The organism is Scytonema sp. NUACC21 (genome assembly GCF_054684315.1).
This window is the reverse complement of the sequence record NZ_BAAFZH010000105.1, coordinates 63,060-81,529: the sequence shown is the minus strand read 5'-3', so window position 1 is coordinate 81,529 and position 18,470 is coordinate 63,060. Positions and strand designations below refer to the sequence as shown.

The 18,470-nt window shown below is 41.7% G+C and carries 9 protein-coding genes and 1 pseudogene; all 10 read left to right on the top strand.

Annotation, left to right across the window (positions count from 1 at the left end; translation table 11 throughout):
- Positions 1-1,581: a fatty acid--CoA ligase gene (locus tag ACYRY3_RS37015; protein ID WP_460206712.1), complete on the top strand. Its 1,581-nt coding sequence runs from the start codon at positions 1-3 to the stop codon at positions 1,579-1,581.
- A gap of 266 nt (positions 1,582-1,847) precedes the next feature.
- Complete coding sequence (locus tag ACYRY3_RS37010) at positions 1,848-4,964, top strand: type I polyketide synthase (protein ID WP_460206710.1); 3,117 nt, start codon at positions 1,848-1,850, stop codon at positions 4,962-4,964.
- A gap of 24 nt (positions 4,965-4,988) precedes the next feature.
- Positions 4,989-10,100, top strand: coding sequence for an SDR family NAD(P)-dependent oxidoreductase (locus ACYRY3_RS37005; protein WP_460206709.1), 5,112 nt, complete (start codon positions 4,989-4,991; stop codon positions 10,098-10,100).
- 176 nt (positions 10,101-10,276) lie between these two features.
- Positions 10,277-12,085, top strand: coding sequence for an NAD(P)/FAD-dependent oxidoreductase (locus tag ACYRY3_RS37000; protein ID WP_460206708.1), 1,809 nt, complete (start codon positions 10,277-10,279; stop codon positions 12,083-12,085).
- Positions 12,086-12,176: 91 nt separating this feature from the next.
- Entirely contained in the window at positions 12,177-14,114 is a 1,938-nt protein-coding gene (asnB, locus tag ACYRY3_RS36995) for an asparagine synthase (glutamine-hydrolyzing) (RefSeq protein ID WP_460206707.1), read from the top strand.
- Between the two features lie 136 nt (positions 14,115-14,250).
- The gene (gene accD / locus ACYRY3_RS36990; protein WP_460206706.1) at positions 14,251-15,192 is read left to right on the top strand and encodes an acetyl-CoA carboxylase, carboxyltransferase subunit beta; all 942 of its coding nucleotides are present in this window, start codon (positions 14,251-14,253) and stop codon (positions 15,190-15,192) included.
- A gap of 44 nt (positions 15,193-15,236) precedes the next feature.
- Positions 15,237-15,428, top strand: a complete 192-nt coding sequence (locus tag ACYRY3_RS36985; protein WP_460206705.1) for an NblA/ycf18 family protein — start codon at positions 15,237-15,239, stop codon at positions 15,426-15,428.
- 185 nt (positions 15,429-15,613) lie between these two features.
- A pseudogene (locus tag ACYRY3_RS36980) lies at positions 15,614-15,778 on the top strand (phosphoketolase family protein); the annotation flags it as partial.
- Positions 15,779-15,892: 114 nt separating this feature from the next.
- A complete protein-coding gene (locus ACYRY3_RS36975; RefSeq protein ID WP_460206885.1) occupies positions 15,893-16,339 on the top strand; it encodes a cation:proton antiporter in 447 nt (148 codons plus the stop codon).
- A 133-nt stretch (positions 16,340-16,472) separates the two neighbouring features.
- The gene (gene accA, locus ACYRY3_RS36970) at positions 16,473-17,447 is read left to right on the top strand and encodes an acetyl-CoA carboxylase carboxyl transferase subunit alpha (RefSeq protein WP_460206703.1); all 975 of its coding nucleotides are present in this window, start codon (positions 16,473-16,475) and stop codon (positions 17,445-17,447) included.
- The last annotated feature ends 1,023 nt before the right edge of the window (positions 17,448-18,470 follow it).

Below are 18,470 nucleotides of genomic sequence, written 5' to 3'. Positions count from 1 at the left end.
ATGACATACTTTGATAAAATTATAACACTGGCAGAACTTGCGCGAGTACAGGCACGTCGATTTTCAGATGTCAAAGCACTGAGATTTAGAGATAAGACGCTCACATATTCACAACTACATACGCAAAGTAATTGTGTAGCTAATGCACTTTTAGCACAAGGAATTAAGGCTCAGTCGAGAGTTGCACTATTGGCGAAAGATTCACTTAAGAGCTTTGAAATACTGTTCGCCTGCTCTAAAATCAATGCTGTTATGGTGCCTATTAACTGGCGTTTAGCTGCTCCGGAAGTGTGCCATATTCTGACAGATGCTAATGTTGAAGTTCTTTTTGTTGGACCTGAATTTTACAAATTGGTCAAATCAATTGAAAACCAGCTAGATGGTATTAAATGCATTATTGCTTTAGAAAAAAATGAACAAGAGTGGTTGAATTATGACAATCTGTGTCAGCATTATAATGATGTTGACCCTAACATTCCCGTTGAATCAAATGATGTCGCTGTACAAATATATACCAGCGGAACTACTGGAAAACCTAAGGGTGTTCAACTGGCACATAAAAGTTTCTTTGCTATTTTCAAAGAAATAGCCAAGCAAGGGGAAACTTGGATAAATTGGAACGAACGTGATAGAAGTCTGTTGACTTTACCTTTATTCCATGTAGGTGGATTGTGGTGGGGTATCTATGGTTTGATATTTGGTGCGGAAAATATTTTACTGGCAAGTTTTATTGCATCTGATGTTCTTGAAACCATTGAAAAGTACAAAATCACAAAAGTTTCTATGGTACCTGCAATGATGCAGATTCTACTAGCTGAACCTGGATGTGACCAAACGGATTTTTCATCACTTCAATATATTGTTTATGGAGGAGCACCGATTTCTCAATCATTATTGAAAGAAGCAAGGGATACATTTTCCTGTAACTTTGTGCAAGTTTATGGCTTAACTGAAACTGGGGCTATAGCTGTAACTTTATCTGCGGATGACCATAATTGTGCAAGTTTACACAAATTGAAATCCGCAGGCAAACCTTTCCCCGGTGTATCACTGGCAATTGTGAATCATGAGGGTGAGACCTTACCTTCTGGTCAAGTGGGTGAAATTTGCATCAAATCATTAACAAATATGATTGGTTATTGGAAATTACCTGAGACCACAGCAAAGACATTAATTGATGGCTGGGTTCATACTGGGGATGCAGGTTATCTTGATGAAGAAGGTTATCTTTACCTCTGCGATCGCGTTAAAGATATGGTTTGCTATGCAGGTGAGAATGTTTATCCTGCTGAGATTGAGAATATTTTATACGAACATCCAGCCGTTGCTGAGGTAGCAGTCATTGGTGTTCCAGATCCTCGTTGGGGAGAAGCCGTTAAAGCTGTTATCGTTCCAAAACCAGGGATGAGTCTAACAGCGCGAGATGCAATCGATTTTACACGAGGTAAACTTGCTGATTTCAAAATACCTAAAAGTGTTGAGTTTGCCGAATCTTTACCAAGAACACCGAGTGGTAAGGTGCAAAAAGACAAGCTTCGGGAGAAATACTGCCAAAGTAATAAAATGTTGGTAAAAGCTTGACCGAAGTCCTTTGTGGGGAATGAAAAATTCGGGAACCCCTAAAAGTTTTTTAGCCGTACAGGAGTAGTCTTGTTTTCCAAGGCTACTTTAATGTTTAGGTTACCTAGTTTTGAAAAAAATTGTCTAAATAATATCCATATCTTCTTCCTAAGTACTCCTTTACAATCAATATTATCAAAAATAACTGAGAGTAAAATATCTCTGTTAATCCCTAACAAAGTTTTTGCTACTAGAAACTTTAGTAAAAGCTTGGAGAAAATCAAGAAATGAATGTGAAAAATTTAGCAGAAAACAAAAATTCAACTGCAAGGATTGCAGTTATTGGTATGGGTTGTCACTATGCTGGCGCTAGTGATTTAAAACAATTGTGGGAGAACATATTGGCAAAGCGGCGTCAGTTTAGGCAGCTACCAGATAAAAGATTACCACTTTCTGAATATTATGATTCAGATCCGGCAGCACCAGATAAAACCTATGGTAACCGTGCTGGTGTGATTGATGGCTTTGAATTTGATTGGATGAATAAACGAATTCCTAAAAAAACTTACGAGTGTACTGACATTGTCCATTGGTTGGCATTAGAGGTAGCTAATAAAGCTTTAGAAGATGCTGGATATACACGTAATAGTGTTCCAACGGAACGCACAGGAGTTATTTTAGGAAATACCTTGACAGGAGAGCAATCACGAGCTAGTGCAATGCGGTTGCGTTGGCCTTACGTCCAGAAAACTCTGCAAGCGGCTGCAAAAGTCAAGGGTTTGCCGCAACCGATAGTAGAAGAATTAATAGAGACTTTGGAACCAATTTATAAGTCTGTGTTTCCACAAGTTACTGAAGATGCACTAGCTGCTGGTCTTTCTAATACTATTGCCGGTCGGGTTTGTAATTTTTTTAACTTTGATGGGGGTGGATATACAGTAGATGGAGCCTGTGCTTCTTCATTGATTGCAATAGCTACTGCTGCTAAAGCTTTAGTTGATGGCGACTTTGATTTAGCGCTGGCTGGAGGTGTAGATGTCAGCCTCGACACTTTTGAACTGATTGGATTTGCTAAAGCAGGTGCCCTTGCCAGCCAAGACATGAATGTCTACGATCGCCGCGCTAATGGCTTTATTCCGGGAGAAGGTTGTGGTTTTGTTGTCCTAAAACGTTTGGAAGATGCGCTTGCAGATGGGAACTACATATACGCGGTGCTAAATAGTTGGGCAATTTCTTCTGACGGGAAAGGGGGAATTACAGCGCCTTCTAAGACAGGTCAGGCTAAAGCATTGCGGCGTGCTTATGACCAAGCAGGTTACGATCTGCATACTATTGATTTTGTTGAAGGACATGGTACGGGTACCCCCGTAGGCGATCGTGCGGAACTAGAAGCGATCGCATTAGCAATGACTGCTGGCAATTCAGTAAAGCCTCGCTCTGTTGGTGTGACTTCTTTTAAATCCTTAGTCGGACATACCAAAGCAGCATCGGGCGTTGGCGGTTTCATCAAGGCGGTAATGGGTGTCAATCAGCGAATTTTACCTCCAACTGCAGGTTGCCAAGAACCTAATCCTTTGTTTGAGAAAACTGCTCAATGTCTCTATCCTATCCTTCAGGGAGAAGTTCGCAGCCAGACAGACACACTGCGTGCAGGTATTTCTGGTATGGGATTTGGGGGTATTAACTGCCACGTCACTATTGAGTCTAAGGATGCTCCTGCATCTCATCTTAAACCGTCTATCGAAGCGCGAGCGTTATTGGTTTCCAACCAAGAAACAGAACTATTTGTTCTAAGTGCAGTATCGATTCCAGCCTTACTTGAACGGGCTCAAGTTATTAAGGAATTAGCACAAGGAATCAGTGTGGCTGAGCTTCTTGATTTAGCTGCACAACTTGCCAGTGAAATGCAGCCTCAACTACCAGTTCGAGCTGCTATCATTGCTGGTACGCCAAAAGAGCTACTAAATCATCTCACACAACTTGAGCAAATACTTAATGAGACAAATATAGCCGAAGGGGAAATCATCGTTTCTCCCCAGAAAGAAATCTGGATCTCGAATAAAGTCAAGCGCAACCGAGTCGCTTTTCTGTTTCCAGGTCAAGGATCTCAGAAAGTAAATATGTCTCGCGTCCTTGTAGAGCGTTATTCCTGGGCACGCGAACTTGTAACCCAAGCTGATAACTGGTTGCGTGAGTTAGGAGTTGAACCAGTTAGCAAATTTATTTATCGTTTGTCAGATCGCGCAGCCAATGAGGAGCAGGTACAAGAATGGTCAAACCAACTAGCTGTTACTGAAATAGCTCAACCAGCTATTTGTCTTGCTTCTTTATTGTGGAAACGGTATCTTGAGAATCTTGGAATCAAGCCAGAGGTCGTAGCAGGGCACAGTCTCGGAGAACTGGCTGCCTTTCAAGGAGCAGGAGCATTTGATGAAAGAACGTTACTTTATGTAGCTGCAATTAGAGGGCAAGTGATGTCTGCATCTGCAGAAGACGCGGGAACAATGGCAAGTTTAAATTGTTCCCAAGACGTGGCTGAAAAACTTGTGCAACAAGTGGATAATTATGTGGTGGTTGCCAATATTAACAGCCCAACACAGACTGTGGTTTCCGGTCAGCGCTCTGCTGTAGAAGCGGTTGTTAAACTTGCTGCGGCTCAGAATATCCAGACTCGTCTGCTTCCTGTAGCTAACGCCTTTCACTCTCAAATGGTATCAAAGGCAGCCGAGGATTTACGCACAAGAAATCTCATACCAGAAACTTTTACTGCAACATCTACACATCTATTTTCCAGTGTCAACGGGCAATTAATTCAGTCTGGGTTAAATTTGCGGGAACATTTTGCTAACCAAATTATTTCAAAAGTGGATTTTATCTCACTAGTGAAAGAGATCTCATCAAAATGCGATTTGATAGTTGAAGTAGGTCCTGGCAAAGTACTTTCTGGGTTGGTCAACACTATCGTCGGGCAGGATGGAGTTCAGTGTTATCCTTTAGAATCAAAACCAGGGCGCGATAGAGATTTAAACACTTTCTTGGCCAGCTTCTGTGTAAATGGAGGCGAAGTTAATTGGAAAGCACTGTACGAGAATCGCCTTGTACGTCCTTTTATCCCAGCCTCACAACGTATTTTCATTGAGAATCCCTGTGAAAGACCTTTGCAAATACCTGCAGCAGAAGAGGTTTCTAACTTTGTTGTTTCTAAGAATTTGCTTGAAACTCAACAGACAAGCATTGTTGAGCAGCAGAAATCAGAAGCGCTATTGAACTCTCAGCTTCCCCAACATACAGACGAAGAATTAGAAATTAGGCTAACTAATTACTTTGTCCAGCGCAGTTCATTTTTGGCTCAGTTAATTCAAGCAGATTTAGAAAGTTTACCACTTTTACCTTCTGACAGCTAAGTAAAATGGAGCATCGCAAAAGCCGTGACTAATTCCAACAAATTCTCAAACTCTTTACCGAGAGAAGAAATCATTAAGTTTATGTCGGATTACTTCTCTCAACGGGGTCCGTTTTTAGCAAAAGTAATTCGAGCCGACTTCCAAAGCTTATCCCATCTTACTAATTTCTCTGGCACAACTATCTATCAAGACAACAGCAAGAACAAACGTAAAAAGGACTTTACTACTACAGTTGTTAACAAGAGCAGTAGTAAAGCTAAAGTCGCTGATAGCACAGTTATCCCCAAAACTGGTAATGCTAGGAATGAAAGCATAGCTCCCCATAACGGTACAATTACTAATCAAAGCAATCGTCAAACTGAGGTGGGTGAAACTGCTAACACTCGCGTTATTCAGACATCCAGTCTTGCCCAGACAACCCCAGATATTTATGCGATTTTAGTAGATTTAGTGATTCAGCAAACTGGGTATCCGAAAGAAAGCATTGTTCCGGAAGCGCGGTTGCTCGACGATCTAAATTTAGATTCCATTAAAGCTAGCGAACTGATTGCTACTGTTGCCAAAAAATGTAATGTAGCAGGTAAAATCGATCCCTCTACTTTGAATAACGCTACATTAAAGGAAATAGCTACGGTCATTGAGTCTAGTATTCTTGTAGAGAAAGAGACACAACCAACATTGGTACCAACTCAAAGTCTTTCGGTAGTTTCTCCCCAAGGGTTAACGTCTCCACAAGAATCAATTAACTTACCCGAGTTGCTATTCAAGCTTGTTGAAGAACAAACAGGATTTTCCAGAGAAACCCTATCGTTGAATCTCCGTCTGCTTGATGACTTGAATCTGGATTCTATCAAAGCATCTGAATTGGTAGCTAATGCGGCTAGGCAATTTGGTATAGGAGGTCAGTTAGACCCGTCTAAGTTGGCAAACGCGACCTTGAGTGAGATAATAACAGCACTCGAGCAAGTTAAAGCTCCGCAATCACAAAAGACAACTCAGAATCCTACTTCAACCAAACCCTTTAAAGCTTCTACGGCAAAATCTCAGGACATCTTAAACTGGGTAAGAAATTTTGCTGTTGAGTATGTACCTCAAGAAGCTCCTCCAAGGAATGCAGAAAATTGGTCTGAAGCCAAAATTTTGATTGTTTCAGATTTCTTAGAAAACTCAATAGTTTCTGTTTTAGAAGAGCGTTTTCTCTCCAATGGAGCGCAAGTTGCAAAGACGACTTACCAGCAGATTCAGAGCAATAATAGTTTTTTATCAACCAATTTCTCTCACTATTTAGCGCTCTTACCCCAAACAAGTTCCCAGTTAGAACAGCAATCTTTACCACTAACTGCAATGGTAGAGCGCTTGAAGAGCATTGCCACTCCTCCTAAAAGGGATACTAATACTTGCGTTGCTTATGTGCAATTTGGTGGTGGTTACTTTGGCAGTGGAGTTCAAGCAATCAGCCCAGAAGTATCCTGTGGGGCAGCTTTTGCTAGAAGCTTACATCTTGAGCGACCAGACCTACGAGTTCGAGTTGTAGATCTGGCGCAGGAAATTGACCCAGCCCGTGCTGCAGACTTAGTCCTTAGCGAGCTATCAAGTACCGAAGCTATAGTTACCGTTGGTTACAATGCTTCTCTAGTACGCCTTGTTCCCCAACACCGCCTGCAACAGCCCAATCATTACCAAAAGCGATCGCTTTCTTGGTCAGAAGATGATGTCATTTTAATCACCGGAGGAGCTAAAGGCATTACCGCTGAATGTGCCTTGGCTCTTGCTCAGTCCACAGGTGTAAAAATGGCTTTAGTTGGTAGTTCTCCTGTTCCCACTAATAACGAAAGTGAAATATCACGCACCTTAGAACGATTGACTCAACAAAACTTAACCTGCCGCTATTACTCTTGTGACATTACCAATCCCGATGCTGTTTTTCAACTAGTTGAGACAATCAAAGCTGAATTAGGAACCATTACAGGAGTTATTCATGGTGCGGGTTTGAATAAACCACGTCGAGTAGAGCAAGTGAGTCTTGACGATGCTGTTATCGAAGTGTCGCCGAAACTTAAAGGCGCTTATAACCTGCTACAAGCTTTAAGCTCAACTCCTCCAAAACTTGCGATCGCTTTTAGCTCCATTATTGGAGTCACGGGGATGCCAGGAAACGCATGGTATGCCTTTGCTAACGAATCCTTAGCAATTCTGCTTGACAGTTTTACAAACAAGCATCCAGAAACAAGCGTTCTTTCTCTAGCTTACAGCGTTTGGGGTGAAGTTGGCATGGGGGCTCGCATGGGTAGCGTGAAAAACTTAGAGCGCATGGGCATTGGTGCTATTTCTACCCATGAAGGAGTCACTCGCTTCCTCAAGCTCTTTGAGTGCGACCCAGGAGTGCAGCAAGTGGTAATAGCGGCAAAATTAGGTGAACTTGATACTTGGTCTCCTCCCGCTTTGCCACAATCCCAGGGGCTTCGTTTCGTCGAGCGAGTCCTTTATGTAGAACCGGGTGTGGAATTGATCGCTAGAACCCACCTGAGCTTAGAACGAGACCTTTACGTGCAAGACCACGTTTGGCGTGGTTCATACCTCTTCCCCACAGTCTTTGGATTGGAAGCTATGGCACAAGCTACTGCTTATGTCACTGGCAATCGACAACTTTCTATTGTACGCCTCGAAAATATTTCCCTAAGACGTCCGGTAGTAGTCCATCCCACTGAGGGAACAGAAATTGAACTCCGTGCTGAGGTTATGGAGGCTGATGCTAACGGAGAAAAACGGGTAAAAGTAGGTATCCGTACTGAGCAAAGCGGTTTTGCAACCGATCATTTCGCCGCGACATTAGTACTAGGTGAGTTAAAGTTAGAACAAACAACAGCACCACAATTAGAGCAACCGCTGACAATAGACCCACAAACCGATCTCTACGGAAACTTACTCTTCCAAGGTCAGCGTTTCCAACGCATGGGTTCTATTTTCTCTCTCAATGAAAAGAGCAGTGTTTTCCGTTCTTACACCCTCTGTGAAGCTGACCTGATCAAAAACAGCTTTGGCGAAGATGGGGACAGCTGTATTTTGTTGGGTGACCCGTACTTTAGGGATGTTTTACTTCAGTCCGTACAGCTAACTATTCCAAAGCACATTTGCTTACCTGTTCAAATTGACAAGATTGAATTGTTCCAAAACCCTAATTTGGATAACCTCTCAAGAGTCGTTACTGTCAATCTACAGACGCGGGAGGAAAATGAATACATCAGCGAAGTTGTAACTACTGATGAGCAAGGATGTGTTTTAGAAAGAATTACTGGCTATCGATTGCGTATTTTAGAAGAACATCCAGAAAACCCAACAGCGGTTGAGCTAGCTTGTCCTAATGAGCGAGATCGGAGCCACTTCTTACAGGTCATAGATGAGACTTTTAAAAAGTTCAATCTACAAAAACCAGCAGTAGTTATTGAATATACCCCCGGCTTACATACCAAACTTAAAGAACAGCGACATCAGCAAGAAAAACCAATTATTATTCGTGCCCTGAAAGCAAAATTGGGATTGACACAGAAAGAAGAAGTCACTGTGGAAATTGAAACCCTCTCTTCAGGAAAACCAAGGTTTACAGGAACTAGTACGGCGGGGCTCGACTTATCTATATCCCATTGCGATCGCTACTGCCTGTGTGTAGTAGGGGAGGCTTCGCAAGGATGCGATATTGAAGCAATTCCCCATAAATCTGAAGAAGATTGGATAGCACTTTTGAGCTTCTCTCGCTTTTCAATAGTCAATGAACTCGTGCAATCGGGGGACACGCAGGACCAAGCAGCAACTCGTGTCTGGTCTGCATCAGAAGCTATTTGCAAAGCTTTTAATGGAATTACCCCAGAATTTTCAGTGGTAAAACGACTTGGAAATGGAGTTCTGCTAAAAACCCCAACCCCAGATGGTGACTACTATATCGTTACAGTACCCATCAAACTGACCCGTCCCCCGGAGAGAATGATTGCCATTGTTGTTCCGCCGCCGCAAGAAAAAGCAAATGTTCTCTTAGAGCGATCGTTGGCTTTGACAACTACACAACCCAATAGCCAAGGGATAGTGTATTCCAAAAACAATCTACAAGGACAACCAGTTCTCGAACAGCATTTTCAAGTTAGCCTGAAAGAAAGCGCCAGTATCAGCCACCACGTGTACTTCTCGCAATACTTCAATTGGATAGGGAAAATCCGCGAACTACCTATGAAAAGTATTGCCTCGCAGATGCTATCAGACTTTTTGGACGGGCAGTGGAGCCTAATGACCAAAGTTGTTAGCCTTCGAGTTGTGGGAGAAGCAACTTCCTACGATGCAATCCAAGCGCGATGCTGGCTGGGTAATGTAATCGGTTCCTCCTTTGATACCTACATGGAATTCTGCAAAGTGCTGCCAAATAAATCTTTAGAGCGATTGGCAATCGCTGAGGTGAAAGCAACTTGGGTGTACCGAATGACTGACGGAATTCCTCCCTCTAGTACTTTTCCGTGGTATTTTAAAGAATACTTGCAACAATTTGGTGCCGAAAAACCAGTCACTCTCGATCTCAAACAACCATCCATTCCATCCCTCCCAGCACTACCCGCAAGTCTTTCTCAATTAAATTCTGGCAGAATTATCTACAGTGCTTCTCAAGAATCTAACCGTTGTGGTAAACTACTAAAATCTGAGGTATTCCAAACAACACTTGAAGACTCGAACGTAGTTGGTAACGTCTATTACAGCAATTACTTCGTCTGGCAAGGGCGGATTCTAGACCTCTTCCTTTACTCGGTTGCTCCTGAGTACTTGCAAGCTTCTAATCCTAATGGCGAAATGATTTGCCTCTACAGCCACATAAACTACTTGCGAGAGGCGATGCCTTTTGATAAGATTCGCGTTCTTCTTTATGTGGAATCTGTTTCAGAATGTGGAGCTAAGTTCAACTTTGAGTTTTTCCGAGAACAAGGAGATAACAACGTAGAAAAACTGCATATAGGACAGCAAGAAGTTATTTGGGTCAAACGCTTGAGCGATGGAACCCCTGTAGCTACCCCGTGGCCTACCTCAATGCTGCACGCTCTTACTGAAGCACGATCTCTAAACCAAGTCTCTGTACTTGTATCTAGTTCTAGAGCAAATTAATAGGCTCTAAAACATCAATTCAGTCATTCCAAAAACCAACCAACACCATATAACGAAATGTAAAATCTCATTCTGCTCGTAGTTGCGCTAAAGCGCCACAGCGCAACTACAAATCAATGAAAATTATTTGCACCGAGTTACTTAAATAAAACAGAAATGTAAGGACAGGAGTTTCAATGTACGATCCTCAATCACCGGAATATGACGTCGTAATTATGGGTGCGAGTTTTGCTGGTTTGTGTCAAGCTCGTCATTTAATGCTCAACATTCCTAACATCAAAGTTGCTTTAATTGATTGCCGCCCAGAAGACCAAATAGAACCCAACCAGGCAATTAATGAGTCAACAGTCGAAATTGCAGATTTATTTCTTTGCAAAGAACTAGGGCTTCATGATTACCTGATTGAAAATCACACTCCTAGATCCACTATCAGCTTTCATTGGCCAAAAAATTCCTCGCAGACTAAAACCCTAGACGATTACTATCACATTTGGTGTAACCGACAACTTTCCATTGCTTCGTTTCAAATTAACCGCCCCAAATTTGAGCAGGATCTGCTGCAAATGAATCAAGCAATGGGAGTTGATTTTTACAAAGCAGCTGTCGTTGATGTAGAATTAACAAAAGGTGATGCACCTAACTGTGTGACAATCCAAATTGATGAGTGGGAGATGCTGCTGACATGCCGACATGTAGTTGATGCTGCAGGTCGCCAGTTTCTAATTGGAAGTAAGAAAGATAATCTTCTGTTTGGATCGGAAAACCTTTGCGGGCTTGATAACGGTGTAGCATCGCTGAGAGTGAAAAACGTAGATCGTACCATTTTCCACAATGGATATGCTCCAACTGAGACATCGACGAGTTGTTACTACTCGACGAATTATTATTTCGGTTACGGTCATTGGCTGTGGATGACTCCTACTGATATGGAATCAAAGGAGCTTTCTATTGGCATTGTCCAATATAATGATGTGTTTCCAAATGAATGGGTCAACACTCCAGATAAATTCCTTAGCTTTTTAGAGGCTAATCACAATCTTGTTTATCAACTTATTAACAGTGGTAACATTGTCGAATTCCATAACCAGCCAAAAATTGCTCATAAAAGTAAAAAATTGTTTTCTGAAGATAATTGGTATGTCATCGGCGATGCTTCTTGTTTTTTTGGTGCTTTTTATAACACGGAAACGACTTTAGTCGCCTTTGCAGTGGAAAGCGTCACAGAAATTATCCGATCTCAAAAAGCAAATCAGGTAGATGTCGAGCAGAAGCGATCTGCTTACAACGACTTTAATCTTTACTATCAGAACATGATCAACCACATCTACCACGACCACGGTCAACAATTGGGTCATGCAAGTGTCATGAGCTGGCGCATATATCTTGATTGGATGTGGTGGTTCGGCATTCACGTACCAATGTATTTAGGCAAATGGCACTTAAGCCTGAAGTTTATTCCCAGGTTTTTAGAAAGTAGTTACAAAAATATGGAAGGCTTCTGGATGGATTTATTCCAACAGTGCAACCAATTGGTGAAGCGAGGGGCAAATATTGGGCTAATGGATTGTTATAGAGCAGACCAGTTGCCGTTTGGATACTTTACGCCGAAGTATTTTGATAATTTCTTAGAAAATACCAAATTTGAGCCCCTGCGATGCAATGTTTTTACTGGCATGAAATACAACTTCTTCTATGCTGCTATTTGGTATGCATTATTCCAGTTGAAGGGGTTTGGTATTGCTGGTTTATTAAATCCAAGCCGTTTACGCTACTTTTTCCGATTCTTGACTTTGTCAGTTCAAGGAGCAATAGCTGAGTTCATTTATCAACGCAATATTAGGAAAGGATTGCCTGATAATACTCAGGTAGAGAATATGCGTCAAGAGTTTAAAGGATATCAGTATCTGCCTCAACTCCAAACCTGGATGACTCAACCATCTACCCCGACCAAGTTACTTTCAAAAGAAGTCACTAGTGTTAGATGACGAAAATTTTTCGACAGTTTTAGTTACCTGTAGACGTTAGATGTAACGTGTCTACCAACGGATTAATTATGTTTACGCAGAGGTATAATTTATGTGTGGAATTCTAGGGTTGCTCTCAAAACAGGAAGAGATTTCAGATGCAACGATGAAACAAGCTCTTGCTAGCTTACACCATCGAGGACCAAACGGGCAGAAATATTGGATTGCTCCCGACCAACGAGTAGCCTTAGGTCACACTCGGCTCAGTCTGATTGATTTGCCAACAGGACAACAACCGATAAAGAATGTAGATGAGAGCTTGCATATTGTGGCTAATGGAGAGTTTTATGATTATGAGCGGATACAGGATGATTTAAAACGATGGGGATACCAGTTGCAAACTAAATCTGATAGTGAAATTGCCCTCCATCTATATGACCAGTTTGGAACCCAATGTCTGCATCATTTACGGGGCGAATTTGCCTTTATTATTTGGGATCAACGTAACGAAGTGTTATTTGCTGCACGCGATCGCTTTGGCATTAAACCTTTGTACTACACTACTTACGGTGATACCCTTTATCTCGCCTCTGAAGTCAAAGCTTTGTTTGCTGCAGGTGTCCCTGCTCGCTGGAATAGCGAATATTTATGGCAATCTAGCTGCGGTATCTTAATGCCCGACCAGAGTCTGTATGCTGGTGTGTATCAGGTGCCACCCGGTCATTATATGATAGCGTCCCGTTCTGGTATCCAATTATATTCTTACTGGGACTTTGATTACCCCCTCATTAATAATGCTTCAACCGAATGTACCTCTGAGGATTACATTGAAAAGCTTCGCTACACCTTAGATGAAGCTGTCAGGCTGCGTTTAAAGGCGGATGTGCCAGTGGGCTGTTATTTAAGTGGTGGTCTTGATTCTTCTGCTGTATTGGGAATGGCAGCAAAGCACAGCTCTGAACCCATTCAAGCGTTTACTCTCTCTCTCGATCTTGAAGGTTATAACGAAGAAGCGATCGCTCGTGAAACGGCAGCACATACTGGAGCTAATATCCAGGTCATCCCTATTTCTCAAACTGACATAGCAGAAAATTTTGCTAATACAGTTATCCACGGGGAAACACTTAGTGTAAACGCTAACACAACTGCCAAGTATGTTTTAAATCGCACTGCACGAAATGCAGGTTACAGAGCAGTACTTACAGGTGAAGGCGCAGACGAAATATTTGCCGGCTACGTTCATTTCCGCCAAGATATGTTGCTTCACAACCAACAAGGGCAAGACGAGGAAACTGTAAAGCGTTTGTTAGAAGAATTGAAGTCGAAAACAAATCGAATTTCCGACGGCGGTGGTTTGTTATTAAATGAGAACAAACCGAATCCAGCGTTAAATAGTGTTCAACAACTATTAGGTTTTGTTCCTGCTTGGTTGCAAGCTTTGGCTGCAGGACATTTAAGCTCACTTTCTCTTTATTCGCCAGACTTTGTTTCACGATTTGCCAATCAAGATGTCTATCGTATGTTCTTCAATCGTATAGATGTAGAAGGGCAACTCAAAGGAAGAGAACCTTTACACCAATCACTTTACTTATGGGCTAAAACCCTCTTTCCCAGCTATCTTTTGAGAATTTTAGGTGATGGTGTTGAAATGGCAAATTCTATGGAAGGACGGATGCCCTTTTTGGATCATAAGGTTGTTGAATTAGTTCGCAATATGCCGGTTGCACTCAAAATTCAAGGTCTTACTGAAAAATATGTGTTGAGAAAAGCAGCGCAGCCATTCCTTACTGAGACAGTATACAATCGCCAAAAACATCCACTTCTGGTTCCACCTTCCTCTTTTAAGCAGAATGAAGGATTAAATCAATTAATCCAAGACACACTGCGAAGTTCAGCCATGTCACGCGTGCCATTCTATAACCAAGCAGCAATAATTCAGTTGCTTGAACAGTTACCCGCAATGAATGTGAATCAACGAGCTTCCATAAATCCAGTTTTGCTAAAAATGGTAAGTACGTGCATTCTCCAAGAAAGTTTTGGACTTGCTTAAATTCGATATAAAGGGCATCTGTTTTCTTTCTTTCTGAAAGACATTTCTGAAAATCATGCTAGGGCGGCTAAAGTCGCGTCGCCCCCCCAAAGCAAATATTTGTACACAATTAAGTTGGGCAAGGATAGAAACCACAATGGCTCATAACACTGAACCAAAAAGTTTGATATCTGTGTTTGATTGGCTTACGAATCAACGGAAATCTGAACCTATTACTCTAAGTCAAGAGTGCTTGGAGAAAGCTCTTGCCAATGGGTTATGGAGTAAGTGCAGTGTTTGTGGAGTTTTGAGCTACACAAAAGAGCTACAAGCAAATCATATGGTTTGCTCTGTATGCGGACATCATGAACGAGTCAATAGCAATCAGCGCATTGCTCAACTCATTGATGCTAACACGTGGGTACCCCTGGATGAAGAACTACATCCAACCGATCCACTAGAATTTTGCGATCTTAAACCCTATAGCGATCGCATCACCCAAACCCAGAAGAAAACCGGTTTAGTAGATGCCGTGCAAACAGGTCTCGGTCAACTCCAAGGCTTTCCAGTTGCTCTTGGTGTTATGGATTTCGGATTTATGGGTGGTAGTATGGGTTCCGTAGTGGGAGAAAAACTCACTCGTCTGATCGAACGAGCAACGCAAAGACGGTACCCTGTAGTTATCATCTGCGCGTCTGGGGGTGCCAGAATGCAAGAAGGAATGCTTAGCTTAATGCAGATGGCAAAGATTTCTGGTGCTTTAGAACAGCATCGTGAAGCAGGTCTACTCTACATTCCTGTTCTAACAGATCCAACTACAGGAGGCGTTACTGCCAGCTTTGCCATGTTGGGTGACATTATCCTAGCAGAACCAAAGGCAATGATTGGTTTTGCCGGTCGCCGAGTCATAGAGCAAACACTGCGAGAAAAGCTACCCGATGATTTTCAGACTGCTGAAGATCTCTTGCGTCATGGATTTGTGGATGTCATTGTCAAGCGCACCCAACTCAAGCAAACCTTAGGGCAACTGATTTCTTTGCACCGACCCCTGCCGACCGTACCTCATCTGGTGCCCAGGGAGGAAATGGTTTTGTTTTGAGTTAGTATCCCGCTCAACTTACTTCTTAGTTTCTGGAGTTAACAATGAACCAACCAATTAAACTTAGTCTCGAACAAGAATTCAGTATTCATTCGTTTGAAGCCAAAGTTAAGAAAATGAATTTAGAACAAGCACAAAACTTTTTGGTGAAAATGTACAGCCAAATGTTAATGCGCGAAACAACTTATAAAGAGTTACTCAAGCATCGTTGGGGGCTAGACGAATTTGATGGGTAATTAACGTTAAAACATCCCTGCCTTCATAGATTCTTTTGAGTGAAATACACAAGTACAATCATAAGATGGTGATGAATAGGTAAGTCTTGAAAAAGCAGTAAAAACTGAAAGAATCATTGGCCGACTAAATCTTGGTAAAATTGAAAGATTTAAATAGGGTTGTTGCCATCAATCCCCAAGTTCAAATTTCCGTTCAAACTCCCTTGAAAAAAGGTTATTTGAATGCGGAAGAAGTCCGCAAAATAAATGCTTACTGGCGTGCAACTAATTATCTTTCTGTTGGTCAAATTTATCTTCTCGATAATCCCCTGCTGAAAAAACCTTTGGAGCTAAAACATATTAAGCCAAGGCCTTATTTTGTTGAAGGTTCATACCCTGTTGAAGATATTCATCAATTCCAGCAATGGTTGTTCCCAAAAACCGCGATACTTATTGATGCTACAACGAAAATTCCCAACCCATCAATGTCAATTTTGTTTGCTATTAGCCAAATTGGGTTGGTAATTTATATGTTTTTGATTGGATTGGAGTTTAATACTGAACTGTTAACACATCAGATCAAGAGTACAAGATTGCTATCAGCAGCAGGTATTATAACCCCATTTTCATTAGGTGCGCTCGCATCTGTTCTATTGTACAAACATGGTGGCTTTTTCCAAACCGAAGTTACACCTTGGGCAGCCGCTTTGTATTTAGGTGCATCTATGACAATTACAGCATTTCCCATGCTAGCACGCATCACATACGAACGTGGTCTTACTAAAACCCTTTTTGGAACTTTAACGGTGGGGGCAGCAGCTGTTGATGATGGAATTGCTTGGTGTTTGCTAGCAATTATATTAGCCAGTCAAAAAGGTTCATTACTGATTGTAGCCTTTGATTTCCTTGTTGTTAAATGGCACAACTTCTGAACAGTCTAGTAAGAAATCCTTAAATTTGAGGAATACAAGCAGTATAAGTTAATTCGGTTCTTGCAGCATTCTGAATTGGGGAATTTTTTTAGCTAGTGAAAAATTGTTAATTGCCAATTATTAAGGACTAATTATGACAACTACTGAACGCAAAACACCACTTTTAGACTTTGAAAAACCTTTGGTCGAACTAGAAACGCGGATTGAACAGCTTTGCGAACTTGCGACAAAAAATGGGGTTGATATTTTTGAGCAAGCTCGTCAGTTGAAATCCCGTTCTATACAACTGTATCGAGAGATTTTTACTCATCTCTCACCATCCCAAAAACTGCAATTGGCTCGTCACCTCCGCCGTCCTAGTACTCTTGATTACATTCAAGCAATCAGTGATGAATGGATAGAACTGCATGGAGACCGCCGGAGTTTAGACGATTTAGCTCTAGTTGGAGGTGTAGCTAGGCTAGCTGGAAAACCAGTAGTCATATTAGGTCATCAAAAAGGTAAGGATACAAAGGATAACGTTGCTCGTAATTTTGGCATGGCTTCTCCTAGCGGCTACCGTAAAGCAATGCGGTTGATGGAACATGCCAATCGCTTCGGTATGCCAATCCTAACTTTTATTGATACACCAGGAGCTTGGGCGGGGATAGCTGCAGAGCATAACGGTCAAGGGGAAGCAATCGCCTATAATCTCCGCGAAATGTTTCGTTTGGATGTTCCTATTATTTGCACCGTGATTGGAGAAGGAGGTTCTGGAGGTGCTTTGGGTATCGGTGTAGGCGATCGTCTGTTAATGCTTGAACACGCTGTTTATACTGTTGCTTCACCCGAAGCCTGCGCTGCTATTCTTTGGAAAGATGCCGGTCAGGCTTCCCAAGCAGCAATGGCTCTCAAAATCACTGCCCCTGACCTCAAAAAGCTAGGAATTCTAGACCAAATTGTGCCAGAACCGGAAGGTGGTGCTCATTCAAATCCTCTTGAAGCAGCGAAAATGCTCAAGCAAATACTCTTACAGAACTTAGAGGAGTTAAGTCAACTGACTAACCAGCAACGTCGCCAAATGCGGTATCAAAAATTCCGCCAGATTGGTGTTTTTACTACAAAATAAATTTCCTACCCTACTGTAGTATGCTTCTTACAAAGGAGGGTAATTAACTAGCTGCTGAAACGCTCACAATCCCTCCCAATCCTTCAGTTTCTTTAACAGGGAGCGAATATACTCCCGCAACACATCGGTTGATAAAACCACCCTCCAAATCCGCACCGTTCGTCGGAAGAAGTTAGAGCAAAAAATTGTCCATTGAAACTCTGTTGCACAACCCTTAATATTATGAAAAGCGTAGTTAATAGCTTTAAGTAACAAAAAATCTTCCGACAATAACTTAAAGCAAAGCTGTTTACCTATAACTGATAAGAGAAATCATTTACAAAAGAAGGGGCGCATTTCATACCATTCACATAAATGGCTGCTATTCGCCTCATCCACTGTAGAAAAGTTTTGCAACAACAATTTAAAACGGCTCACGCGCTAGTTCGTACCAATAAAAAGGTTTTTGTACAAGAAGATTTAAACTGATGGCGAGCCAATTTTCAGTACCTGAGATTGCGTACCTTTCTAACTTCTATACTCTTCGCGCTCATGTCAGCACTGGCAGTCGTATAAAACGGGGTTTTAGCCCAGAAACGATTACGTCAATACTACGGTGACTTAAATTTATTGGTGGTCGTTCGTGAGATTTTAAAGTACGTGTGGCGGAATACAACAAAATACATACATACAGTACTTTCATTGCCCAGAGATATCTTTATTACCTGGAACAATGATTGGGTCAAGAAGGCAATCCAACCCTTAAAAGGAGTTAATTTTGGACAAAACACTACTACGAATTAAAAGGAATTTATTAATACTAGTCTACTTATAGTCTGTAGCAGTCAAATACACCCAATTTTAGGGAGACCAAACAACAGCGTCCCTATACCTGTATTGCAAGCAACCAAGAAGTACTAGAGTTAGTTCATGAAGAAAAAATATCGAAATAATATCCAGATTTTATAAATTGTACTTTGATAAACTAGTTTTTGAGAAGGAGCAATTGGAAACGGAATTCTTATCTTCGATTCCTAACAAAGT